This is a genomic window from Burkholderia semiarida (assembly GCF_029268935.1).
In the GTDB taxonomy this organism is placed as follows: domain Bacteria; phylum Pseudomonadota; class Gammaproteobacteria; order Burkholderiales; family Burkholderiaceae; genus Burkholderia; species Burkholderia semiarida.
In genome coordinates this window covers 343,460-365,111 of record NZ_JAHLCL010000007.1, presented here as the reverse complement: position 1 = coordinate 365,111, position 21,652 = coordinate 343,460, and the positions used below count along the sequence as shown (strand labels likewise).

Sequence of the window (21,652 nt, the reverse complement as noted above, 5' to 3'; positions counted from 1 at the left end):
TCAATCGTCGCCGCGGCTACGAAATGCCGGCAGCAACCACAGCAGTGCCGTGGCGGCTGTACCGGACGCGATGGAGACGATTGCGGGACGCAGTCCGCCGAACGCCTGTGCACATCCGAGCACGACCAACGGGCTGAGGAACTGGCCCAAATAGAGCGCGGCTGTGAAACCGCCCAGGGCGCGGCCACGAATCGCGAGCGATAGCCTGCGCATCAGCGGCAGGATTGCGTTTGGGACCAGCATGCCGCCGCCGAAGCCGTGAATCACGACCGCCACGACGATGGCCGGCACCGTATTGGCGCTCGCAAGCAGATACAGACCCACCGCAAGCAGCACAAGGAGCGCGACATTGACGAAGCGCCGGCCGAGCGAGTCGCGCAACCATGGCCATGCGATGGAGCCGGCCAGCGTCGAAAGCAAACCGATACCCGAGACCGCACCGATCATCGTCGACGAGTGCTGCCCGATGTCGATCATCAGCTGCGGCATCTGCACCGGGACCACGAAGGAACTGACCATTCCGACGCAGATCAGCAGATAGCCAATGGCGAGCGTCGACGCGAGCTTGCCGCCGGACAGCGGCGTGCCGCCGTCGCCCGGCTCGGCGGGCCGACCATGACGCAGCGGCTCCCACAGCAGGGCGGCAATCGCAGGTATGAGCAGGATCGGCAGCAGGTAAAGATAGAACGGATAGCGCCATGCGTGCTCGCCGGCCGCGCCGCCGAGCACGAAAAAAATCGTGCCGACGACACCGATCGTGACGACCTGCCGGTTCACGTAGCGCACCCGTTGTTCACCGTGCCAGTAGTCGCCGATTAACGTCGTGCAGCACGTCATCACGCACGCTTCCGCGGCGCCGAGCGCGAACCGGCAGACGAGGATCGCGGTGAAACTGTCGAGCCATGCCGGCGCAGCGCCGACCAGCCCGTACACGAGCGTTGCTAGCAAAAGCAGCATCTTGCGTCCGACGCGATCGGCAAGCCAGCCGGCGAGCGGCGCGCACAGCGCGATCGCAAGGGCGGGGCCCGTCGCGACGAGCGGCACGAGTGCGGCGAGGCGCGGGTTGGCTGGCACGAAGTCCGCCGCGAGTTTCGGCAGGATCGGCGCGATCATGACTGCGCCCATTACGGTGAGACTGCTGCCGAGCAGCAGCACAGCACCCTGGCTGGCGCCGGCTTGCCTAGCGGCACGTGAATATGGCGCGGTATGCGTGGAAGAAAGCGGATTCATCGACTGCTCCCGAATCAGAACATCAGAACGACAGCGCGGCACGCAGCGCGATTTGGTACCCCTGCGCGTGGTTTTGCGCACCGAATTCCTTGTAAACGTGCAGCCATACCGCCGGCTTTCCCGGTTCGACATAGCTGATCGCGGGGCCCAGCGCGTTCACGTGCGCGCGGTTGCCGTCGACATTCGGGCCGTGGTCGTTGCTCAGTTGCCGCTCGATGTAGCCGCCGAGGCCGGCGGTGAACGGGCCGATGTGCTGTCCGAGCGCGAATTCCTGGCGGAACCCGGTGCCGCTTCGATAGTTCGTTGCACGGTTCGTCGTGTTCTGATCGACCTCGATGCTGGTCGAGATTTCGAATCCGCTGTCGGTGATGTACGTTGCGCCGATGATCGGCGAGAAGGTCCAGTGGTTGACGCCAGGATTGAAAAGTCGAGTGGACCGATAGGCTCCCGTTGGCGCCTGCACTTGGAGTGCGACGTTGACGAACAGATTAGGCAAAGTCCACGCGAGAATCAGCGGCTGGAAATCCGCATCGCCGATATTGGTCGGATCGGCCGACATTGCGAGCGTTCCGGCGGGCGTCGGTACGTTCACGTGCCCGTTCAGATTCAGGAACGGCACGATCGCGCCGAAGCCGACGTTCGCGCCGAACAGCCTCGCGTTTGTCATTCTGATGTATGCGAGGCTCCACGACGCGGCTGTTAATGAGAAGTCGGCATTGCCGCCGTTGCGCATCGTGTGCGTCGAGTAGTACGCGAAGCGTGTGGCGAGCGTGCCGTTGGGCGTGGGCGGCGGCGTCATCCCTGCGCCGAAATCGAACACGCCGAACGGCGTGATCGGGCCGTCGTTTTCAAGCGCGCCAGCGCTCTGACATGCGAGCGTTGCCGCCAATGTGCCGATCGCGACGACGGTGGTGCGTGTGCGACAGTGCCGCACGCCATGCGGGCGCCTGAGGACTTTCATCGTGCCGTTTCCCGTACAGTTGAAATGTGTACGGAGTCTAGGAACGTCAAAATCCGGCGCGTTATCCGCTTTTGGTAATTATCGTGGGGGGCGTTTGAGCGTATCGGACGGCAGTTCGCCGAACAGTTCCCGGTAGTGCGACGCGAATCGGCTCAGGTGCCAGAAGCCCCAGCGGCACGCGACGTCGCTGACCGAAGCGCTCGCCGGGGAATGTTCGCGCAGTTCGCGACGCACCGAGTTGAGCCGTACCACACGCAAGTACCACGCAGGATGCGTGCCGAGGATTTCCTCGAAGCAGTACTGCAGCTTGCGCCGGCTCGCGCCCACCGCACGGCATACGTCGAGCACGGTCAGTGGAACGCCGGGCTGCGAGATCACGAGTTCGCGCACGCGGTCGACGATGCGACGCCGCGCGGATGGATCGAGCCGAACGGGTCGGCCGGCCGCTTCAAGCGCGTCGACGAGTTCGATCAGAATAGTGTCGCGCAGCGCCTTGCGCGTCTGCAGACGCGCAAGGCGCTGCTCCGACGTGTCTGCAGCGCTGAAACCCGCTACCAGCAAGGATTTCAACGCTTCGTAGCGGGCCACCGGCACGCGCGCGATGCTGGTTTCGCTAGACGGCGTTCCGCCGGCTTCGCCATCGTTATCGCCGAGCCATACCAGCCTGCGAAGCGTATCGGTTGGGACAGTCAGCAATACGACGTCCTGGTGGTCCGGGGTGCGCAACTCCGGCAGCGATGTGCCGCTGGAGACAAGCAGCGCTTTGTCGCGCAGCGGTGAGCCGCCGCAGTATCCGGTGCCTGAGGTTTCCAGCGGGATGCTGAACGACGTGCTACCGGCGCACTGGTCGCCGCGTTTCAGCAGCGAGCGATTCACGCGTTCCCTCAGGAGCTGCATCTCGTCGAGGCGGATCGCATGGACGGTACCCTGGAAAGGCCCAGGCGAGAGCTGATCGAGGTGGATCGACCAGCCGTGCGTGCATTCGGCGAGGCTGTCGACGTCATTGCAGGTGAAGCGCCGGATGAACGGCATCCCGTCGGTCGAAGAGTCGCCGGTTGTCGCGGGCGGCAACGAGGTGTACGGCATGGCAGGTTGGGCGATGGACGAAGACCAGTGCTGACAGTGCGCACACCATAAATCGGTGACAATGCGTCTTTACCCCGAGGCCGGACGTGCCCGACGCGCTCGCGGCTGGCAGACCTTCGGCCGACGACGTCGGCGGCGAATTCACGAGCCAGCCTCCGTCATCGACTTCCTGATAGCGCCGCATCAGCGGGTTGACTTGGCGAACGCTCAGACCGATCCGTTACGCTGCACGCCCGGGTTTCCAACCCATCTCGGCGATCAGCATCACCTTGGTTCGGTCAAGTTCTCGCATGGCGCACTCAGTGAGATTGAGTACCGGGAGAGTCTCGGGCTGACGACATAACCGATCGTATGTCTATGCAGTTATTACTAGTGCATACAGAAGAGAGACCTAAATTTTCAAAATAATTACAAAAAACGACGAATATTAATATTCGCGTAAGAGTTTGATCGATGAATTTCAAAAAGAACTCCGGAATTTTGCTAGTGCGGCGAGAATGAGGGCGCGACTGGAGAGTCGATATTTGATTTAGAGCTATTGCATCTTTTATTTATTGTTTGATCAAAAATCTGCGGTTGCTGGATGCACGTCAATGACTATGCAGCGTATAATTAAGTGAATTTGAAAGCCATATGTCATAAATTGCTTTGTACATGAGGGGCCGCCGGGAGATGCAACTTGTTTGACGCCTGGTTATCGCATAAACAGAGGCGCCATTGTGATTGCTGCTCGCACTCCCGTCAGTGCCATCACTTTGCCGACGTTCTCAACTGAGGATCATTATGGTCACCGATCCGTGTTAGTGCGCAGGGATTCGAGAAAAATCCGAGGCCCTGAGCAGTATCCTGGGATACGTGTTGTGTCCCGGCCGAGGTTCGTCCGGCGGCGAATTGCGACTCATAGGTTACCCCCCCCACTGCTTGCCGGCTGCACCTATTTCGCTCTCTTATTTTAAATACAAGGAAAACCAATGAAAGGCAAAAGCAGCACGCGCCTCGTCCTAATGCTCTCCGCCTTGGCCGCGCTCGCCGTGCAAGCGTCCGCACAAGCGGCCACCTGCACGCCGCAGTGGAGCAGTTCGGCCAGCACCAACACCACGAATCTGCAGAACGCCATCCAACAGTGCGCCGCCAGCGGCACCAGCAGCAGTCCGGGCCTGGTCGACCTGGCCAGCAACAACGGCATCTCGACGGCGGTCATCACCAGCGTGAATCTCGCCAGCAATATCGTGCTGAAGTTGGAGAAGGGCTTCACGCTGAAGGGCTCGCCCGCGCAGCCCTCGAGCGGCGCAATGCTGACCGGCAGCAATCTGAGCAACCTGACCATTACCGGCACCGGCGCGATCGACGGCGACGGACAGGACTACTGGCCTGCCGCAGTCGGGCAGAACAATACGGCCCGGCCCAAACTGATCGCCATCACCGGCTCAAACCTGCAGATTGGCTCGAACTTCACCGATGCCGGCAAATCGCAGTCGATCGTGGCCTTCCCGAGTTCGTCCAATGCTACCGGCAGCGCACTGATCATCCGCAACTCGCCGAAGGAGCAACTGGTGATTGAATCGGGCTCGAAGAACGTCACGATCGACGGCGTGTGGATCTACGCGAATCCGAACCGCAATGCCAGCGGTGACGATCTCGCGCCGAACACCGACGCGATCGACATCATCGGCACCCAGACGGCGACCATCAAGAACTGTCTGCTCGACACCGGCGACGACGATATCGCCATCAAGTCAAACGCGGGCGGGGCGGCCACCTCGAGCGTCAACGTCAGCCATTGCGTGGTGGGCGGTGGTCATGGCATCTCGATCGGCGGCCAGGAGGCGGCCGGCACCACGCTCGCCAAGCCCGGCGTCTCGCAGGTGACGGTCGACACGATGCAGTTCAGCGGCACCGACTACGGCTACCGGATCAAGACCGACCAGACCGCCAAGGACAGCGGTGCCACCACCGGCGTGACCTACCGGAACACCTGCATGCGCAACGTCCAGCAGCCCTTCCTGTTCACCTACGCCTACGCCTCGGGCACCGGCGGCGCCCTGCCGATCATCGCCAACGTCACCATCGACAACGTGATCGCCACCGCCACCAAGCAGCAAGGCGCCATAATCGGGCTCTCGAACAGCCTGATGGGCGTGCCAAAATCGGGCGACACGGGAATCAGCATCACCAATAGCCAGATCAGTGGCGGTAAGGCCTTCTCCGTGACCGACGGCGAATTGCAACTGGGCAGCCACAGCAGCGCGACGACCTCGACCGGTTCGAACGGACAAGTAGTGGGGATTCCGGATACCGGCGCGACGCTGTCCTGCCCGAGCAGCATCACGATCCCTGCGCAGATTTGAGCGACATGGGGACACGTCTTCGGTAGGGGCCAAATTAGGATCAAAACGCCTGATGCGTAAGCGCGAAATCCTCCGCACCTAGCCGGCACTGCTGAATCGATCCACGATTGCGTCCGCAACTCACACTTGCGGACGCAACCACGATGACAGCTGACACGATTGACCTCGTTTACCTGCCCCTGAAGGTGATGCACGTTTCGCCGCACGGCAAACGGTCGTTCGATCCAGATGGGAAACGCCGCCTGGTCGAAGCATGCTTGCAACCCGGCGCGTCACTATCGTTGGCCAGGCTGGCTTACCCGGATACGGGAGGCCAATCTGATCCGTTCAATGTCGTGCAAGGGCTGCTCGCCCCATAACGCGGCGTGCGAAGGCTTCTTGGGACGGCTGAAAACGGAACTGTTTTACTCTCGAGACTGACAGACCATCACCACCGACCTATTCATCGAGGTCGTCGACTCGTACATTCGCTGGTACAACGAGAAACGGAGCAAGATCTCGCTTGGCGCACTCAGTCCGATTGAGTACCGGGAGAGTCTCGGGCTGACGACATAACCCAGTCCAAGAATTCCGCCGCACCCCCAAAGCGGACATTTCAATCTAGCCACTACAATGTATGTCATGGCCATATCAAGATGTCGTGTTCGCAGCTAAATAGAAATGTCGTGTTTTCAGAGGAAAGAGGTCGTCTTTAACAGGGCACTGCTTCGTGGTCTTACGGGGAACCAGCTAGCATATCGAGGTCGAAACGCGACATTTCTAAACGGCTAGAACACGACATTTTTATAAAGCTACTACACCGTTTCGACTGATAGCGTCCATTATGTCAAATCTATGTGCGGCGCACCAATCCAATAAAATCAATGACTTGCGATATTTCCGCAGTTGGTCGATACGCTGATCTCGGCGAACGCACTGCAGCATGTAAGCCTTTGAATGTGACAGAAAGGTATTTGAATGAAATGAGGTGGAGCGGGAAACGCGTGTTTTTGAGGCATGCAGGACACCCTCTTCCTCCATTTCCCATCCGTTCTGCTGTATCCGCCTGAGCCTTTCCACGCGCGTACGTGCGCGCACGCGAGGGAATTGACCTGCGAAAGCTACGAGGACTCTCGATCGCCGCGGATGTGATTAAATGCCTGCGCGCCATGAGCGACGAATCAATCGCTGCGCATACGAACAACGATCGCGAGCAGTCGATCGCCAAACAGACCATGGCCACGGGGAATAGATGAAAAGGTATAGCGAGCTGCTGCAGGAAAAGGCCGAGCGTGAGAAAGCGGAGTTCCGGAGGCTTAGAGACGCGGATTCCGCGCGAAACAGAGCTGCCATGATCAACCGTATCGCGTACGAAGACTTGATGCGCGAATTGCGGCTGGAATTTCGTGGCTTCGTGGAGCAAATCGTCGAGTGCAAGTTCGAGGCCGTCTACTCCGAGCAGACGGAAGAACCATACATGGCGCAAGCCGAAGTGATTTTCCGGCTTCATCGCGACAAGCTTGGTGTTCCACTCGACCGTGACAAAGACTGCCGCTTTTGGATCGAGCTTGATGCGTGGAACGGGGTAATTCTCTGGGACTATCACGGCGACCTTCCCGAATATCATGCGAACCGGATCAAGACCGGCAAGCTTGGCGATATCGGCGCGGATAGCGTTGCGGCTCTACCGCTTCGGCTAGAGGACTGTCTCAGAGCCTGCCTCCACGGTCGCCGGCTTACGGACCGCCGCTAAGGCTAATGGACAGGCGCGTACGCGATGTCGTCGATGCGCGCCTCGTACATCCATTCATCTCGATCGGCGAACCCGTTGATCTCCGCGCAGTAGTCCGCCATCTGCTCGAGCGTCGGCGGTGTCGGTGTCGAGATGGTGGCAAGCAGTGTGCCGTCAGACGTGAAGATGGCGTACGCGATCATTTTCAACTCCGGACCGATGGAACGGGCGCAACCTCCCACCCGCTTTTTTTAGAAGCGTTGCTAGGTCGAGGGCGGTATATCCGGATTCGTGCAGACTGCTGCGCCTTTGTGCGGTAGCCATCCATCTGCGCGTGGCGGTGCGACTCCGCCATTCGTCCACGTTTATTGAGCCGGCTCGACACCGGTTATTCAGGGCTGGGCTAATGGCCCCCGCTTGGCGTTTCTTCTGAGTCGCGCTGCCTATTTGCGACGTCCGCTTCGTTGGCGATCTGGCAGACGCGACACACCCATCGCTTCCCTTTCGCTTCACGCAGCATGGCGACGATGTCCAGTCGCCATAGACGCTTGCACTGAGGGCAGATTGAGGATTCGAGGCGCATTCCAGAAAAGAATGCCCGGGCGAGCCGGGCAAATCACCGCAGTGAAGGAGACGTCCTCACGTTAATTCTGTTTCCCGCGCTGGACGATTCCGCACATGATCCGATGTAGATCGACTGCATCCAGTTCCACCCGTTGGTCGCGAGGGATGGGCAAGGGCTTGTTTGTCCGTGCGTAAAGCAGGATCACCCCACTCCTTATTCCCTTCGATGGACTCGGCTTGGAATAGGCGATTCTGTTCGCAATGTACGTATAGCCTTCGGCGGTCAGTGCCGTGAGGTATTTCGAGATCGTCCCGCGAGGTACACCAATCTGCATACCGAGACTCGCTTGGGTCAGCATGCCCTGCTGCTCGAGCAGTTCGCAGATGCGGTGGCCGACGAGACCCGGATTGGACAGGTTGCGCAGCGAGATCATGCTTCTACTCCAACCCAGGACAACATCACGCGATCGAGCTCCGTCGGCGCCGGAATCCGGAACGGCATCGAAACACGCGCCGCGTCGCGACGCCGGCTTTCGGCGATACGCGCGGACTTCGGCTTGAGTGGGACAACCGCGGGAATCGGTTTCTCGCTACGCGTGTACCGCTTGGGCGAGCCCGACGCCGAGACGAAGCCGGCCTCGAGCAGCGCATCGAGTTGACGAGCGATCGGACGCGGATCGACACCGCGGGCCGCGGCGAGCTCGTTGATCGTCATCGCACCGTGTCGCTCGAGGAGTTCGCAAATGCTTCGCTGCGCCGATCCTTGGCGTTCGATCTGCTTCACCCGTGTTACCTCGGCTTGTACGTCGAGTACGGATAAATTTCGTTTCCGCTGAGGAAGAGTTGCTTTCCATCCTCGGTTTCCACGCGGAAGAAGCCACGGCGCTCGGGTGCCGGCCCGACAATCCGTCCTCGAACCTCCTTCTTGCCGTCCGCAGTTCGAACCCGACAATTGAATCGATCAGCGGCGTGAGCGCCCACAAATGAGAGGACGCCTTCGATCATCTTGATCACGTCGTCACGCTTCGGGCCCGGCGCGAAAAGACCGGTCCTCGTACCGATATCCATCGCCGCAGCGATCATTGAGTTCGTCACTTCGATTTTCGCCATCATTTGTCTCCTTTCTCACGGTGTGGCCTAGCAGGTGTAATCCTCGGAAACGCAGCTAAACGGCAAATACACGTACGGCCGGCGGCTCTCGCTCGGACCGAACTGCATGCATTCACGGTTGAAGAACAGCGCGAGCGACCGGCGCTGCGTCTCGCCGTTGCGCGCCTTCAGCAGCGTCAGGAACGCGTCCGGTTCGTCGACGCTCTGGTCGTCCTCATCCTTCTGAGCGGACCAGACTGAGAACACGTTGTCCGCGGCGTCGGTGATCTTCCCGCTGCCGCCGACGTCCATCTTTCCAGGGCTGCGCTTCTCGTCCTGGCCCTTGCGCGGGTGAGCGACAAGGTGCACGTGGACGTTGTACTGGCGCGCGAAGTTGGCGAGCAGTCGCATCGCCTCTTTCTGCGCCGTCATCGCACCGTGGCCGTCTTCCGGGACGTCGGTCATCATCAGGCTGTCGATCACGAAGTGGCGGATCCCGTAGCGCTTGAAGCCGTACGTGAACACCGTCACGAGACGCTCGATCGCCGCAACTCCCACGAGATCGAAGACCCACATCCGATCGCGCAGCCATGCGCCCATGTGGTCGAGATACTCCGGCGCCGGCCTGTCCAGCCCGCCCAGCTGCTTCGCGATCCGCTTGCCCTGCATCTCCGGCCGCATCTCGCCGGAGAAGACGCAGGCGCGCTCGCCCTGGCACATCAGGCCGATGAGCACCTGGCCAAGCAACAGCGACTTGCCGTGCCCGTTGATGCCCGTCCATACCGTCACCTCGCCCGGGCGGAACTCGAACCACAATTCGTTGCGGCCGCAGAACGACAGGTACGGGAAATTCGATTCCTCGTGCGCCGGGTAGAACATCGATTTGACGTTCGACCAGAAGCGCTCGATCGACTTGAGCTCGTCCGGATCGAAGCCCGATGCCTGATCGCAGCAGCGGCGAAAATCCTCCACCGTGGCGCCGGCGAGCAGGTATTCGTTCGCATCCTTCGATTCACCGAAGAACACGACGCGGCAGCGCTCGATGCCGAGGCGGTTTGCGACCTCCTGAGCACCCTTCCGGCCGGCCTCGTCGTTGTCGTAGCAAAGCAGGATCTCGCTGAACCGCTCGAGGCGCTCCCAGTCGCTGTCGATCCACTGGTGGTTGCCGGCACCGGCGTTCACCGACAGCGCCGGAATGCCGACCTGATGCAACGTCATGGCGTCGATTTCGCCCTCGGCGATCGCGACGATGCGCTGGGCCGGGTCGATCAGGTTCCAGCCGAACAGACACGGCTCGGCGCCGGCCTCTTGCCGCATGTCCTTCTTGTCCGCGATGTTCCGGTACTTGGCATTGATGAGCTCGCCGCCCCGGAGGTACGGGAAGACGATGTGCGTCTTCGGCCCGTTGGTCTGCTCGGCGACCTTGAATGCCTGGACGGTCTCGGCAGTGATGCCGCGGCCGCCGAACCATTCGTCAAGCAAGCTAGTCGGTCGCGTTGCCTTCGGCCGCGCCGGACGCTGATACGTCGGCGCCTGCCGTTTCGGCATGTCGTCGCGGACGCCGAGAAACTGCTTCGCCTCGCGCATCGCATCAGCCACCGACAGCGACCGACATGCGCACCAGAGGTCGAGCAGATCGCCCGCCTCGCCGCTGGCGAAGTCCTTCCACACGCCCCGCTTGGCGCCGGCGAGGCACACCGACAGGCTCTGCCCCTTCTCGCCCGCCGTGCTGCCGGATTTCCACTCCTTGCCCGACTTGCGCCCGTTCGGCAGGAGGTGCTCGGCGACGGACGGCGCGTTTTGCGCCATCAGTTCGGCCAGTTCTCGTGCGTTCATGCCGGCGCTCCTTGCCGTACTCCGTTCGCCCAGAGATGCGCGGATCGCTCGCTGCAGCCGGCGTTGATGGCCTGCCACTGGTACGTGAAGCCCGCCGCCTTCCACCACGGAACCGCCGTGCCGCCGCCATCGAAGAGATCGCCCTTCGCGCCGGGCTTCGCGAATTCCTCGAAGTGGCGATCACGGCCGAAGAACGTCGACGCCTGCTTCACGTACGGCGTACCGATGTTCCCGGCAGCCTTCATCGCCGCAGCGTAGGCAACCACCGCCGCGACCAGCACGTTCGGATCGATGCCTTCACGGATCCGAGCGTTCCATGCCCGCTGAGCTGCCTGCTTCGAATTCGAGCCTTCACGTTTCGGATACTGCCGCCATGCTTCATCGAACTTTTCATCGACGACATCGCGCTTGGCTGACACGTCAGCCGTACTCTTTGATGTAGTCTCTGTAGTAGTCTTTGTCTTATTAACGACTTGCGCTTTCGCTGCCCCGCGGACTGCGGAATCAGCCTCCCCCGAAATGCGCTTTCCGCAGTTCGCGGATTCCAACATCTCGTTCAGGCGATCGAGGTCAATGCGGTAGTAGACGCGGTGTTCGAGCCGCTTGTTCGTCTCGACCAGAACACCACGATCAACGAGTTGCTTCCTGGCGGTCGCCTGCTCGCGATAGGTCATGCCGGTCTCAGCCTCGATTTCCTCGACGGTCTTGTACACGCCAAGGTCGGACGCGGCCTTGTCCTGCCAATAGAAAATCTGGCTGAAGAAAAGAACGGCGTTGACGCTGCCGAGGTGCTTAACGAGGCCCGGGTAGTACGCAACGGGATGCCCGAGATCGAGCAGGTAATCGGTGGCAGCCATCAGTGCCTCGACAGACGGAAGAAGTCATAGACGCGCTGCGTGCTCTGCAGCGACAAGAGGCCTGCGCCGTATGCCCGCATCAGGGCACGTTTCAGGAGCGTTCTCATCGGCTCAGCCCCCGTGCCCGCTCCATCCGAGCCACCTGGGCTGAGCTCCTTGCGGAGATCTCGGCTTGCATCTCCAGCCAGCGCTGTCGACGTGTGGCCGAATCACACGACGCTTCGAGCAAGCGTCCGAGCTCGGCGATGCGCCTTTCGCGTGCCTTGTCATCAACAACTGACCGATCAATTTCAACGCGTCTCATACCTGCCATCCTTTCCCACCACTTCCTAAGCAGTGCGAATTAGACAAAATAAAACCCCGCTGGGGGAAAGCTGCCGGCGGCCAAGCCGGTTCGGTTTGCCGGAGGGTTCGGCTTACCTCAACTCTCCCCAAGCGGGGCTTCCCTCTTTGTCCATCGATTGGCAGTCGACAGACATAAGCTAAATCAATTTCCCGAACGTTTCAGGCGACGAGGGACAGGCCAGCCTCGTTTTGCACGATTTGGCGGGCATCCGGTGCCACAAAACAAGCCGCCGAAGCCTTGGAAGTAGCCGTACAGTCGTTGCTATAGGCGATCTCGGCAATGTCTCGGACGTTGTCGACCATGTGCTTGGTGATCTCGTTCAGTCTCTCGAACTCGCGGTTGTACGGCATGTTCTCGAACACCCCGGGTGTCGGCTTGCTGATGCTGTCTGCGATCATCGGCAGGCTGCCGGCGGAACGGTGACCCGCGCTGGGAGTAAAATCGTCGCGGCTGAGACCACAATAACTATTTCGTCGGGGACACTTATGCGATTTCACCAACAGCTTGTCAGCGCTATTGACCATATGCGCGTTCTTGAGCTTCGCTACGATGGCTATTTCCGCATCGTCGAGCCGCACGCGTACGGAGTCAGCGATGAAGGTCATTACCTACTCCGCTGCTATCAGACGGCCGGCGGCAGTCAGTCGGGGAACACGGTTGGCTGGAAGCTTCTCCGGACCGACGAAATTGGCTCCCTACACGAAAGCGGAGCAGTTTTCCGAAACGCGCGACCTGGTTATAAGCGCAGCGACTTAGCCATGCCGCATATCTACGCTGAGCTGTGAGCTCAGCGCCGCAATTGCACTGCGCCGCCGGGAATGCCGGTTCGTTGTGCAGCGCGCAATCGCTTGCGTGCGTAATCTTCGCCTTCGTCATGCCGCCTCCCGCCCTTCCTGAGGCGCCGCAGCGTAGCCAAGCGGATCCGCCAGCCACCGGTGCACTTCGGCGTTGCTGTAACAGGAGTGGGTTCGGCTCATCCGGATCGGCTGCGGAGCCTTGCCGGCGATCCCCAACTTCCGCCATGACTCGCGGCACATCGGAATAAAGGGCGCGATCTGGGCCCATTTGGAGAGACCGACCCGCGGGAGGATCGGCTCGATCGGCTTGCCGGAATCGGCTGGCGCTGCTGTCTTCTTCACGTTCGCTCGCTGTTGGTGTAGTTCGCGAGCTAATGGTGGTATACGGCAGCTTTTGTTGGAAGGTGATCTTTTGATGCTAAAAATGTACTGGCAGTTTTATGTGTACTGTTTTCTACCAGTAGATTCCTGGCTACACATATTTACCACTTGATGTCCGCTTGGGCCTGCAGCGCCTCCGAACACTCCCAAGTGAAGACGCTTTCAGCTTCGTCTTTGACTGTCCTCCGAAAAAAGCTGAGAGTATCGCCCGAGCGTTCCGGAAACAGGCACTTTACATAGAGGTCGTGCGAAAGATGGTAGTTCTCCATCTCAGCCCAGAGCGCCAAGTCGAAGTAGGCGAGAAGCCGATACCGCTCCCACTTTGAGAAGTCTGATTCGCCGAACTGCTTCTTCTTCGAAAAAATCTGATTTCGAGACTGCTTAACGTTGCGAACCCATTTTTCGAAGGATTCGAGAAGCTTCTCTATCGGCGCACCGATGTCGACTTCGGCATAGACATAGCGAGCACTGGCAGGGAATTTCTTCGCCAAAATTTCATTTATCGAATCCTCTATTGGTTCCGATTTCTTGTATGCCTCCTTACTCGCCCACTCCTCCGTCGTGCTCATGGCAAATTTATGAGCCTCGAACGCCCGAGCATACGTTTCGTCCTCCAGTAGTGATTCAGCGTGATAAAGAGCGTCCATAACCATTTCATCGTTCACCGCTTCGCGTGGTGAAGTTTTATCGAGCGAATGTGGTTCATTCCTTCGTACGACCGGATATTCCAGATGTTGTCTGATTGACTGACGTGCTTGGTCCAGCTCTTCGTCTTCGTACTCCTGATTTACTTGGAACGGAAAGTCCTCGGGAACCTTAAACCGCAACTGCTGTTGTAGTCGGAGCCGGTGCGTGATGTTCCAATGCCATCCCCAAATATCGAGGCTTGCAACGCCATCATACTTTTTGAGATCGAACCAGTCGGGAACAGTCGACAGAATTTTCTTTTGGTTGTTCATTGCGCCCTCACGCGCCCCCTATGAGGAACCGCGCCAACAGGGTAAGGGGGCCCTGCTTTCGCCCCGTCGGGCTAGACGCGGTTGTACCTGTGATCAATAAATATACGCTCAAATCTGACTGTAATTACTCGCGACCGTCCGGCTACTTCCGGTCGATCGCCGCAATCGCCCTCGCCGCTGTCAATAGACAGCGGGTCACCGTTGTCAACGCCTCCCGGTAGTCGGCGAGTTGCTTCTCGACCGTAGGGTCCGGTTTGGCCTGCGCGAAGTTGATAACCTCTGCCAGAGGCAGTTGCGGAATTGGACGAGCACGATGTCTGCCGGGCTTCGTCCGCATCGGCAAGTGGTGCACGTTGTTATCCATGGTGCACCTCCGCATCTTCCGAACGCCGGTCAGCCTGGTCGGCCAGATCCTCGATCTGGTCAATCATGAAGGACGAGAGCGCGTTGACCGCATCGAGCAGGCCACCCGCCAAATGGCCATCAAGCGCCGGCTCCGAACTGTCCTTGGCGACTTCGTTCGCAATGAGAATCTGTGAGATGGCGCTGATGCCGATGAGGCCGCGATACACATCGCTCAGAGCGCGACTGGCGCCGTCCATGGTCAATCCCTGCGCATTCACGCGATTGAACACACGGTTGAGGTAATTTACTTGATCGGCTGCCGGCGTTGCGGCTTCGAGATGACGAGACATGATGGCTCCTGTAGATTTGGAGCTCGCCTCCCATCGCCAAATGGGGTGGGCGGGCACGTGACAGGGTTGGCGAACCGGCCTACAGGAAACCGGCAGACCCGAAGGTCTCCCCATCACGGCCCACCCGTAACAGTATGGACGTGATGATACAACGGACGAAAAAATACCGCCTTGTGGCGGTCGTCCGCCTGTAGAGCTCAGGTCGCCAAACCCGGCGCTTGTTGTCTCAAGCGCAGTACAAGGTTATGTCTGCGGTGCTACGTCGTCAAGCAGAAATTTGTAAACAGGCAACTACTTCGGAATACGATCGACTAGACGAGATCGAGTCATGCCGTCCGCGAACACGGCCTTCTCTTCGACGTAGTAAGCACGCCCCACCTTCACCGGCGGAGGGTATATCTTGCCTTGCTTGATCCACGCCCTCGCCGTCCGTATGGCAGGAGGCGGATAAAATTCTCTCTTCAACCATTCATCCAAGCGAATTTTCATGTGTTGCCCTATGGTGCAGCGCGTGAGCCGACCGAACACAGGTTGTAGGCTGGGACGGACCGACGGCAGAGATGACACTTCGCCGCCTCTGCCGCATCGGACGCTATTGGATTACGAAGCACTACCTCGTTCAATCAATTCCCGTATGCTCTCAGCGTTAATCCCGCTGGCTCTGCGTCCAATCCTGATCAGCTTGAGATCGCCATTTGCCGCAAGGCGATAGATCGTGGCACGCGACAACCCGAGCTTCTCCATAGCGATATGGATCCGATAAACGAGTGGTTCACCATTCATGAGATTCTCCGTCCAAAGTTGTCGCCTTCGGGGCGCGACACGCCCACTGCAATCACGTTGACCGGCAGCAGACAAAATCTACAGATAGACGAGCGATGAAAACCGTATTCATACTCATGGCCCAGTACGACGCGCGTGCGATTGTCCCAATCGGAGATATCTGCCGGGATTACTTCGCTCCGCTCACTTTGCCGAAACTTCTACAGAAGATCGCAACCGGTGACATCGCCCTTCCCCTCGTTCGGATGGGTACGTCACAGAAGGCCGCCAGGGGTGTCCATATCATGGATCTCGCACTCTACATCGACAAGCAGCGCGCCGCCGCTATCAAGGAGTACGAGTCATTTCATGGAAGGAAGTGGATCACGGACTAGCCTCATTCACACGGCCGAGCTCAAGGCCAAGGGAGAGTCAAACCAGGCTTACTCGGATCTAGAAGGCTTGCCCTCTTAGATAGCTTGAACTGCTCGTAGCGGCGGGCCAATTCGGGATCGGACCGCAGGATCTCCACCACGTAGCGCAGTTCCTCCTGAGTGGTCTTTCGGCGGCGTTCTGCAGCTTCGAACTGAGCTCGCACATCGACGAACGGCTCGAACGTACGCATGTCATTGGCAGCCCAGAATCCGCCCCAAACAGAGGCGATTCCGTAAAGGGATGAGATCAGTGCGGCAGCACTGCCGCCCACCATCGATCTGATCACCCCGAAGCAACCAGCAATCGATAACAACACGGCCACTGCGATAGAAGCTCCGATCAATCGCTGTGATCGCTTCTTTTCTCGGTATGCATCTGCTGCGTGCATAGACTGCTCCTTTGTCGTGACAGCCGGCCGTCGGTGTATCCGGCTACATATTATCGGGCGCCGGCTCGGTAGCCAGTTCGTCTGCCGGATACAACTGCAGCATCGCACGCGCCGCCTCGACGTTCGACGTCGTTAGCCACTCCTCCCAATCGTCCGGCCGCAGGATCACGACCGACCGTTTTTCCTCGCCTGGCCGGTGCATGTGCATCATGATCGGATGCTCGTCGGCGTTGACCGTGATCATCGCCATGGTGTGACGCTCGACACCGTCGGGATACTGCAGCGTGCGCCAGATACCCGCGACGCAGAGCGGCCGCCAGCCGGCGAGGCCGATCCGGTAGCGCACATGCTTACCCGTCTCCCAGTTCGGCTCATAGATCCATTTGGCAGGAATGAGACACCGCTTCCCTGCGCGCCAAGCCGGCGCATACAAGGGGGATTTGCCGAGGTTGTCGTCGCGCACGTTCATCGTGCTGCGGATGATGGGCGGCTTGCGGCCCTGCTCTTTCGCCTTCTCGACGTTGGCCTTCTGCAGTGCCCGCGGCCAAAAGCCGAAGCCGGCGATCAGCGGCTTGAACTGCCCGTCGACGTAGCCGACGATCGGCGCGTCGTAGTCCTGGTAGATCTCGGGCTTCCACGGCGTCCAGCGGTACAGGTCGTGAAAACTGTCGATCTTGAGTTCGCTCAAGCCGGGATCTTCGCCCGGTGCCACGTAGTTGGTGCACACAGTTTGCGTCCCCTACTCGTCCGAAATGTCGGTGTCCGGCTCGTCGTAACCCAGCTCCGGGGGCGATCGAATCTCGCCGAGCGGAATAACCGGACCGCTCAGCCACTCGTCCAGTGCAGTACAGATGACGTCATAGTAGACCTCGTCGAATCCGGAGCCTTCGGGTTGCCCCGGTGCGTCGGGAAACAAATCCCGGCCTAGCGTCACCTGATGCTCGCAGAAGCCATATTTCCCCATGACGATATTCCCGCCTAGATCGTTGTAGCACCGCGCTTCGTACCCTATGACGGTGATCTCCATCAGGCTCAGAATCTCGTACTTGGCATCCGCGATACACATCTCAACGAACGCCTTTTGCACCGCGGTCATGGGTCGCGACATGTCCCCTCCTCCCATTCAATGGGCTCGCCTCTGAAGATCTTACTGCGGCGTTCGCCACCCTGTTTTTCGTTCTTGACCGCACCATCGTACCTCGCGATACACTGTGTTTTTATACAGTATTTGTGCCGTGATCAAGCCACAGTGGGCATACATCTGGGAGTACGGATTCCAAGGCGAGAAGACGCGCCTGAGGACCCCGGTCGAGCTCACCAAACGCGAATTTGAGCACTGGATCGACGAGGACCCTCGGTCGACGTTCCTTGGCGCATGCGTGCCGATCGAGGCGACGAGAATCGATCGCAACCGCGTCCCACTGACGGATCCGCGGTTCAAGCTGCGGCCGGAGGTGCCTGATTTTGACGCACCGACCGACTCCGAGCTGCGCGCGCTGTGGCGCGAGTACACGGACCTTCAGGTGCGGTGGTTAATCCTGGAAATCCGTGCGCTGAGGAAGTCGCTCGAGCGCATCGAGGATTGGTACCTCTACACGGACAAGAACGTCGCGAACAAGGGCGACCTCGCTGGAGCACACGGGCAGTTGCATCGGCTGATGCATCTACTACGCGAGGAGATGCGGCGGGCCGGGATGCGATAGCAGGCAGCACAAGTCGCTGATTTGTCTCAGCCTCGCCCTCATTAACTTCCAATTGGATATCTTCGGCGCTACCATCTGTTAGCTACGGCACGCAAAAAAGTCGAGACCGAGAATTAGCGAAAACATGAAAAAGACATCCCAAACCGCCTCCCTATCGGCTCTAGATAATGTGTTCGCCGAAAACTCCATTATGAAACTTACAATAACACGAGATCACTGGAAATCAATCCCCCCCGGGGACAAGTTTTCACTTCTCCTACTGGGACAGATATTCAACGAAATCATGATCCTTCAGAAGTTGATGTTCTCCTCACATCCAAGAGGAGAAGAAAACCCACAGTTTCACGCAATGTCAGGCCAAAAACAGTTAATGGACAGATTAACCGCCGGAAAGATATACGAAGCGCACAAGGCGATAAATTCGAAGACGATAAAAAACTTCCTGACCAACTCATGTTTCTCTATACTAGGAGAGGATGAAGGAAAATTCTTACTGAAAGATTTCAACAAAAAAGCCTCGGGTTGCAAATGGCTCGCAATCGCAAGGAATGGTCATAGCATGCACTTCCCTACTCCTACCGAGTGGGACGCCGCGATAGACTATTTGGAAAAAGAAAAAATTGGATACAGCCAATTTATCGGAAAAACACAATCCGAAAATTACTTCCTCGCATCCGCCCAGACCGCACTAATAGCATTCTATATAGAGTCCGGGTGCGACAATACCCATCAATCAGCAATGCAGTTACATTCTGAGCTAATGGATCTCTGCATCTCTCTTTTGAATTTGATTAGACGATCAACTCTGGCGTACATGGAATCACTCGTTAATTCCAAGAATAAAATAACCACACTCAAAAATACCAAGAAATTCCCCAAACCGATGATGCGAGATTTCGAGATTCCGTATTTTTTTGATACCACCGATCTCAAGAAAAAAACGGATCCACAGAAATAACGAGTGCGACATCTGTCATCAGGATGATCTGGTATCGCCCTGACATTGAAAAATGAAGTCTCCCCACCACTGCATCATCTTCCGGCGCTCGGGCAAGTATTCGGCGTGATTGTATGCCGCCCGTACGCCGTCGCGCTCGCTATGAGCCAGCTGGCGCTCGATCCAATCTCGGTTGAAATTGTGCTCGTTCAGGATAGTCGACGCGAGACCGCGGAAGCCGTGTCCCGTCATCCGTGAGTGATACCCCATCCGGTACAGGGCGTACAGGATCGTATTCTCGCTCATCGGCTTCTTGGAGCTCGACCGGCTCGGGAACAGGAACTGGCTGTGGCCGTTCAGTTCGCGGAGTTTCGCGATCACCTCGAGGGCCTGCGTCGACAGCGGCACGATGTGCGGCGACCGCATCTTCATCTTCTCGGCCGGTATCTTCCACTCCTTCTTCTTTTCGTCGATCTCCGTCCACTCAGCGAACCGGAGTTCGCTTGTGCGGACGAACGTCAGCGCCATGAACTGAAGCGCCAGGCGCGTCTGCAAGTCCCCGTCGTACGTACTGATCTTCTGCATGAGCTCCGGCAGCTCTGCCTCGCTGACGCGCTTCATGTGTACGACGGTACGGGTCTTCAGCGCGCCGCGGAGGTCAGGCGCAGGGTCGCGCTCTGCCCGGCCGGTGGCAATGGCATACCGGAAGATCTGGCTCGTCGCCTGGATCGCCTTGTGAGCCAGTTCGATCGCGTCGCGCGACTCGATCTTTCGAATCACCGCCAGCAACTCGGGCGCCGTGATCTCGGCGATCGGTCGCACGCCGAGCACCGGAAACAGTTCGCGCTCGAGCAGCTTCATGATCCGGTCAGCGTGTCGCTCGCTCCACGCGCCCCTCTTCTGCTCATGCCACTCCCGGGCAATGGGCTCGAAGGAGTTCGCACGGTCCAGGCTGCGCTGAGCCTTCACGCGCCTCTTTTCGTGCGACGGGTCGAGGCCGGCGCGCAATTGGTCCTTGATCTCGTCGCGAGCCTTCCGAGCAGCCAGCAACGTCACCGCCGGATAGACCCCGAGGGCCATCCGTTTCTCCTTGCCGTCGATGCGATACTTCAGCCGCCAGTACTTGGAGCCGTTCGGCATGACCTCGAGGTACATGCCTTGGCCGTCGGCCAACTTGTAGGACTTTTCGCGGGGCTTGGCCGCACGGACAGCGACATCGGTGAGGGGCATTTGAGCGCGGGGGCATTTCGATGCCCCAGATCAGGAAAACTGCCCCCTACGATGCCCCCGGGTTCCGTGGGTGTCAATGGGAAACGATGGGCAACGCTGGTAACAAAAAGCCCCGTAAGCACTTGACTGACGGGGCTTTTTGGCCAAACATGGGATTGCTTGGGAGTATATGTGGTGCGTGAGGCCGGACTCGAACCGGCACACCCTTGCGGGCGTCAGGACCTAAACCTGGTGCGTCTACCAATTTCGCCACTCACGCGCATTCCGTCGCCTGACCGCGCGGCACGCAAGATGCGTGCTCCACGCGCCCGGGACTTCACGCCGGCCCGAAAACCGGCACGCCCGATCAGGCGAGCGCGAGATTCTACCCGATCCCTGCGGTCTTGTCTCGCCCTGCCGGCGCCCGTCGTGCCGCGGTGCTAGAATGCCGCGCTCGACGTTTCGGCAACGCGCCGCCGCGCGTCCCCCGAACCCGCCCCACCCGATTCAGCCCGTGAACTTCGACGACTACTGTCAGCAAAAGGCCGCCCCCGCAGGCTCCAGCGTCTACTACGCGCTGCGCCAGGCGCCGCTCGCCACGCAGCCGCGCCTGACCGCGCTGTTCGCGCTGCGCCGCGAACTCGAGGAAACCGTCAAGGAAACCAGCGATCCGACGGTCGGCCACACGAAGCTCGCCTGGTGGCACAAGGAACTCGCGGCACTGGCCGACGGGCAGCCGTCGCACCCCGTCACGAAGGCGCTCGCGCAGCATCACCCGGCGATCGCCGCCGAAGCCGATGCGTTGCGCACGCTCGTCAACGGTTACGGGATGGATCTCGAACAGGCGCGCTACCTCGACTTCGCGAACCTGCAGCGCTATATCGCGCAGGTCGGCGGCACCTTCGCGTCGCTGGTCGCGCGCGCCAGTTCGGCGAATCCGGCCGCACCGCAACCGTGGGCCGCGGACGTCGGCCGCGCGCTGATGCTCGCGCAATTCGTGCAGGAGCTCGGCAACGACGCGCGCCACGGCCGTATCTATCTGCCGATCGACGAACTGCAGCGCTACAACGTAACCGCGGCCGATCTGCTGAACCGCCGCTACAGCCCGGCCTTCACCGAATTGCTGCAATTCCAGACGACCCGTGCGCGCGACGCGCTCGCGGCGGCCGATGCGGCGATCCCCGCCGCCGAACGCCGCGCGCAACGCACGCTGCGCGCGCAGATCGCGCTGGCCGGCGCGCTGCTCGACGAAATCGCGCGCGACGGCTACCAGGTGCTGCACCAGCGCATCGCGCTGACGCCGATCCGCAAGCTGTGGATCGCGTGGCGCGCCGCGCGCCGCCGCTGAGCGGCGCGCC

General features: G+C 59.6%; 26 protein-coding genes, 1 tRNA gene and 2 pseudogenes. 8 read left to right on the top strand and 21 right to left on the bottom strand.

The genetic code is table 11. The annotated features are described in order from the left end of the window. The 3 genes from KPB06_RS14675 to KPB06_RS14665 form a co-directional block, all read right to left on the bottom strand. Positions 1-1,230 (bottom strand): MFS transporter, encoded by a 1,230-nt coding sequence (locus KPB06_RS14675; RefSeq protein WP_011695175.1) that lies wholly within the window; start codon positions 1,228-1,230, stop codon positions 1-3. Positions 1,231-1,252: 22 nt separating this feature from the next. Next, positions 1,253-2,191, bottom strand: coding sequence for a SphA family protein (locus tag KPB06_RS14670; protein WP_011695176.1), 939 nt, complete (start codon positions 2,189-2,191; stop codon positions 1,253-1,255). A 78-nt stretch (positions 2,192-2,269) separates the two neighbouring features. Beyond that, positions 2,270-3,277: a helix-turn-helix domain-containing protein gene (locus KPB06_RS14665; protein WP_011695177.1), complete on the bottom strand. Its 1,008-nt coding sequence runs from the start codon at positions 3,275-3,277 to the stop codon at positions 2,270-2,272. A 971-nt stretch (positions 3,278-4,248) separates the two neighbouring features. On the opposite strand from KPB06_RS14665, the gene KPB06_RS14660 reads away from it, so the two are divergent. The 4 genes and pseudogenes from KPB06_RS14660 to KPB06_RS14645 all read left to right on the top strand — a co-directional run bounded on the left by KPB06_RS14660 (position 4,249) and on the right by KPB06_RS14645 (position 7,357). Next, positions 4,249-5,625 (top strand): glycoside hydrolase family 28 protein, encoded by a 1,377-nt coding sequence (locus KPB06_RS14660; RefSeq protein ID WP_011695179.1) that lies wholly within the window; start codon positions 4,249-4,251, stop codon positions 5,623-5,625. Positions 5,626-5,768: 143 nt separating this feature from the next. Continuing rightward, positions 5,769-5,906, top strand: a pseudogene (locus KPB06_RS14655) (IS66-like element accessory protein TnpA); the annotation flags it as partial. Next, a pseudogene (locus KPB06_RS14650) lies at positions 5,899-6,180 on the top strand (IS3 family transposase); the annotation flags it as partial. The pseudogenes KPB06_RS14655 and KPB06_RS14650, both read left to right, overlap by 8 nt. A gap of 775 nt (positions 6,181-6,955) precedes the next feature. Continuing rightward, positions 6,956-7,357, top strand: a complete 402-nt coding sequence (locus KPB06_RS14645; RefSeq protein WP_275920477.1) for a hypothetical protein — start codon at positions 6,956-6,958, stop codon at positions 7,355-7,357. Positions 7,358-7,359: 2 nt separating this feature from the next. Here the strand turns inward: KPB06_RS14645 and KPB06_RS14640 are convergent, their stop codons facing one another. The 13 genes from KPB06_RS14640 to KPB06_RS14580 all read right to left on the bottom strand — a co-directional run bounded on the left by KPB06_RS14640 (position 7,360) and on the right by KPB06_RS14580 (position 15,604). After that, entirely contained in the window at positions 7,360-7,539 is a 180-nt protein-coding gene (locus KPB06_RS14640) for a beta-lactoglobulin I (protein WP_275920476.1), read from the bottom strand. A gap of 441 nt (positions 7,540-7,980) precedes the next feature. Then, positions 7,981-8,334, bottom strand: a complete 354-nt coding sequence (locus KPB06_RS14635) for a hypothetical protein (protein WP_275920475.1) — start codon at positions 8,332-8,334, stop codon at positions 7,981-7,983. Further along, a complete protein-coding gene (locus KPB06_RS14630) occupies positions 8,331-8,684 on the bottom strand; it encodes a winged helix-turn-helix domain-containing protein (protein WP_275920474.1) in 354 nt (117 codons plus the stop codon). Before KPB06_RS14630 ends, KPB06_RS14635 begins: the two co-directional genes overlap by 4 nt. Positions 8,685-8,689: 5 nt before the next feature. Then, entirely contained in the window at positions 8,690-9,010 is a 321-nt protein-coding gene (locus KPB06_RS14625) for a hypothetical protein (protein WP_146075181.1), read from the bottom strand. Between the two features lie 27 nt (positions 9,011-9,037). After that, positions 9,038-10,798 carry a toprim domain-containing protein gene (locus KPB06_RS14620; RefSeq protein WP_275920473.1) on the bottom strand — a complete coding sequence of 587 codons (1,761 nt, stop codon included), beginning with the start codon at positions 10,796-10,798 and terminating at the stop codon, positions 9,038-9,040. A 23-nt stretch (positions 10,799-10,821) separates the two neighbouring features. Next, a complete protein-coding gene (locus tag KPB06_RS14615; RefSeq protein ID WP_275920472.1) occupies positions 10,822-11,682 on the bottom strand; it encodes a helix-turn-helix domain-containing protein in 861 nt (286 codons plus the stop codon). Between the two features lie 504 nt (positions 11,683-12,186). Further along, complete coding sequence (locus KPB06_RS14610; protein WP_275920471.1) at positions 12,187-12,633, bottom strand: hypothetical protein; 447 nt, start codon at positions 12,631-12,633, stop codon at positions 12,187-12,189. 267 nt (positions 12,634-12,900) lie between these two features. Further along, complete coding sequence (locus KPB06_RS14605; RefSeq protein ID WP_275920470.1) at positions 12,901-13,167, bottom strand: transcriptional regulator; 267 nt, start codon at positions 13,165-13,167, stop codon at positions 12,901-12,903. 140 nt (positions 13,168-13,307) lie between these two features. After that, the gene (locus KPB06_RS14600; protein WP_146075180.1) at positions 13,308-14,165 is read right to left on the bottom strand and encodes a DUF6387 family protein; all 858 of its coding nucleotides are present in this window, start codon (positions 14,163-14,165) and stop codon (positions 13,308-13,310) included. A 142-nt stretch (positions 14,166-14,307) separates the two neighbouring features. Next, positions 14,308-14,529 (bottom strand): hypothetical protein, encoded by a 222-nt coding sequence (locus tag KPB06_RS14595; protein ID WP_275920469.1) that lies wholly within the window; start codon positions 14,527-14,529, stop codon positions 14,308-14,310. Further along, positions 14,522-14,860, bottom strand: coding sequence for a hypothetical protein (locus KPB06_RS14590; RefSeq protein ID WP_275920468.1), 339 nt, complete (start codon positions 14,858-14,860; stop codon positions 14,522-14,524). Before KPB06_RS14590 ends, KPB06_RS14595 begins: the two co-directional genes overlap by 8 nt. A 291-nt stretch (positions 14,861-15,151) precedes the next feature. After that, positions 15,152-15,349 (bottom strand): excisionase, encoded by a 198-nt coding sequence (locus KPB06_RS14585; RefSeq protein ID WP_275920467.1) that lies wholly within the window; start codon positions 15,347-15,349, stop codon positions 15,152-15,154. Between the two features lie 111 nt (positions 15,350-15,460). Continuing rightward, entirely contained in the window at positions 15,461-15,604 is a 144-nt protein-coding gene (locus KPB06_RS14580; RefSeq protein WP_275920513.1) for a helix-turn-helix transcriptional regulator, read from the bottom strand. A gap of 134 nt (positions 15,605-15,738) precedes the next feature. Here KPB06_RS14580 and KPB06_RS14575 point away from each other — a divergent pair, with 134 nt between their 5' ends. Then, positions 15,739-16,017, top strand: coding sequence for a pyocin activator PrtN family protein (locus KPB06_RS14575; RefSeq protein WP_275920466.1), 279 nt, complete (start codon positions 15,739-15,741; stop codon positions 16,015-16,017). A 20-nt stretch (positions 16,018-16,037) separates the two neighbouring features. Here KPB06_RS14575 and KPB06_RS14570 read toward each other — a convergent pair whose 3' ends face one another. The 3 genes from KPB06_RS14570 to KPB06_RS14560 are packed head-to-tail and all read right to left on the bottom strand — an operon-like array spanning position 16,038 to position 17,553. Then, the gene (locus KPB06_RS14570) at positions 16,038-16,445 is read right to left on the bottom strand and encodes a hypothetical protein (protein ID WP_275920465.1); all 408 of its coding nucleotides are present in this window, start codon (positions 16,443-16,445) and stop codon (positions 16,038-16,040) included. A 43-nt stretch (positions 16,446-16,488) separates the two neighbouring features. Beyond that, complete coding sequence (locus KPB06_RS14565; protein WP_275920464.1) at positions 16,489-17,172, bottom strand: SOS response-associated peptidase family protein; 684 nt, start codon at positions 17,170-17,172, stop codon at positions 16,489-16,491. A gap of 12 nt (positions 17,173-17,184) precedes the next feature. Next, on the bottom strand, positions 17,185-17,553 hold the full coding sequence (locus KPB06_RS14560; RefSeq protein WP_275920463.1) for a hypothetical protein: 369 nt from the start codon (positions 17,551-17,553) through the stop codon (positions 17,185-17,187). Positions 17,554-17,656: 103 nt separating this feature from the next. Between KPB06_RS14560 and KPB06_RS14555 the strand changes: the two genes are divergently transcribed. Both KPB06_RS14555 and KPB06_RS14550 read left to right on the top strand, forming a co-directional pair. Beyond that, the gene (locus tag KPB06_RS14555) at positions 17,657-18,148 is read left to right on the top strand and encodes an aldose epimerase family protein (protein ID WP_275920462.1); all 492 of its coding nucleotides are present in this window, start codon (positions 17,657-17,659) and stop codon (positions 18,146-18,148) included. A gap of 124 nt (positions 18,149-18,272) precedes the next feature. Then, on the top strand, positions 18,273-19,106 hold the full coding sequence (locus tag KPB06_RS14550; protein ID WP_275920461.1) for a hypothetical protein: 834 nt from the start codon (positions 18,273-18,275) through the stop codon (positions 19,104-19,106). An 18-nt stretch (positions 19,107-19,124) separates the two neighbouring features. Here the strand turns inward: KPB06_RS14550 and KPB06_RS14545 are convergent, their stop codons facing one another. Both KPB06_RS14545 and KPB06_RS14540 read right to left on the bottom strand, forming a co-directional pair. Continuing rightward, positions 19,125-20,315, bottom strand: coding sequence for a tyrosine-type recombinase/integrase (locus KPB06_RS14545; RefSeq protein ID WP_275920460.1), 1,191 nt, complete (start codon positions 20,313-20,315; stop codon positions 19,125-19,127). Between the two features lie 172 nt (positions 20,316-20,487). After that, a tRNA-Leu gene (locus tag KPB06_RS14540) sits at positions 20,488-20,574 on the bottom strand. Positions 20,575-20,808: 234 nt separating this feature from the next. On the opposite strand from KPB06_RS14540, the gene hpnD reads away from it, so the two are divergent. Continuing rightward, entirely contained in the window at positions 20,809-21,642 is an 834-nt protein-coding gene (gene hpnD / locus KPB06_RS14535; protein WP_059585325.1) for a presqualene diphosphate synthase HpnD, read from the top strand. The last annotated feature ends 10 nt before the right edge of the window (positions 21,643-21,652 follow it).

Coding starts and splice junctions, on each gene's coding strand:
- KPB06_RS14615 (WP_275920472.1), bottom strand. CDS start 11,682: ATGGCTGCCACCGATTACCTGCTCGATCTCGGGCATCCCGTTGCGTAC.
- KPB06_RS14585 (WP_275920467.1), bottom strand. CDS start 15,349: ATGAAAATTCGCTTGGATGAATGGTTGAAGAGAGAATTTTATCCGCCT.
- KPB06_RS14595 (WP_275920469.1), bottom strand. CDS start 14,529: ATGGATAACAACGTGCACCACTTGCCGATGCGGACGAAGCCCGGCAGA.
- KPB06_RS14570 (WP_275920465.1), bottom strand. CDS start 16,445: ATGCACGCAGCAGATGCATACCGAGAAAAGAAGCGATCACAGCGATTG.
- KPB06_RS14560 (WP_275920463.1), bottom strand. CDS start 17,553: ATGTCGCGACCCATGACCGCGGTGCAAAAGGCGTTCGTTGAGATGTGT.
- KPB06_RS14660 (WP_011695179.1), top strand. CDS start 4,249: ATGAAAGGCAAAAGCAGCACGCGCCTCGTCCTAATGCTCTCCGCCTTG.
- KPB06_RS14575 (WP_275920466.1), top strand. CDS start 15,739: ATGAAAACCGTATTCATACTCATGGCCCAGTACGACGCGCGTGCGATT.
- KPB06_RS14635 (WP_275920475.1), bottom strand. CDS start 8,334: ATGATCTCGCTGCGCAACCTGTCCAATCCGGGTCTCGTCGGCCACCGC.
- KPB06_RS14550 (WP_275920461.1), top strand. CDS start 18,273: ATGAAAAAGACATCCCAAACCGCCTCCCTATCGGCTCTAGATAATGTG.
- KPB06_RS14545 (WP_275920460.1), bottom strand. CDS start 20,315: ATGCCCCTCACCGATGTCGCTGTCCGTGCGGCCAAGCCCCGCGAAAAG.
- KPB06_RS14600 (WP_146075180.1), bottom strand. CDS start 14,165: ATGAACAACCAAAAGAAAATTCTGTCGACTGTTCCCGACTGGTTCGAT.
- KPB06_RS14625 (WP_146075181.1), bottom strand. CDS start 9,010: ATGGCGAAAATCGAAGTGACGAACTCAATGATCGCTGCGGCGATGGAT.
- KPB06_RS14590 (WP_275920468.1), bottom strand. CDS start 14,860: ATGTCTCGTCATCTCGAAGCCGCAACGCCGGCAGCCGATCAAGTAAAT.
- KPB06_RS14620 (WP_275920473.1), bottom strand. CDS start 10,798: ATGGCGCAAAACGCGCCGTCCGTCGCCGAGCACCTCCTGCCGAACGGG.
- KPB06_RS14675 (WP_011695175.1), bottom strand. CDS start 1,230: ATGAATCCGCTTTCTTCCACGCATACCGCGCCATATTCACGTGCCGCT.
- KPB06_RS14580 (WP_275920513.1), bottom strand. CDS start 15,604: ATGGAGAAGCTCGGGTTGTCGCGTGCCACGATCTATCGCCTTGCGGCA.
- KPB06_RS14640 (WP_275920476.1), bottom strand. CDS start 7,539: ATGATCGCGTACGCCATCTTCACGTCTGACGGCACACTGCTTGCCACC.
- KPB06_RS14645 (WP_275920477.1), top strand. CDS start 6,956: ATGATCAACCGTATCGCGTACGAAGACTTGATGCGCGAATTGCGGCTG.
- KPB06_RS14670 (WP_011695176.1), bottom strand. CDS start 2,191: ATGAAAGTCCTCAGGCGCCCGCATGGCGTGCGGCACTGTCGCACACGC.
- KPB06_RS14665 (WP_011695177.1), bottom strand. CDS start 3,277: ATGCCGTACACCTCGTTGCCGCCCGCGACAACCGGCGACTCTTCGACC.
- KPB06_RS14610 (WP_275920471.1), bottom strand. CDS start 12,633: ATGACCTTCATCGCTGACTCCGTACGCGTGCGGCTCGACGATGCGGAA.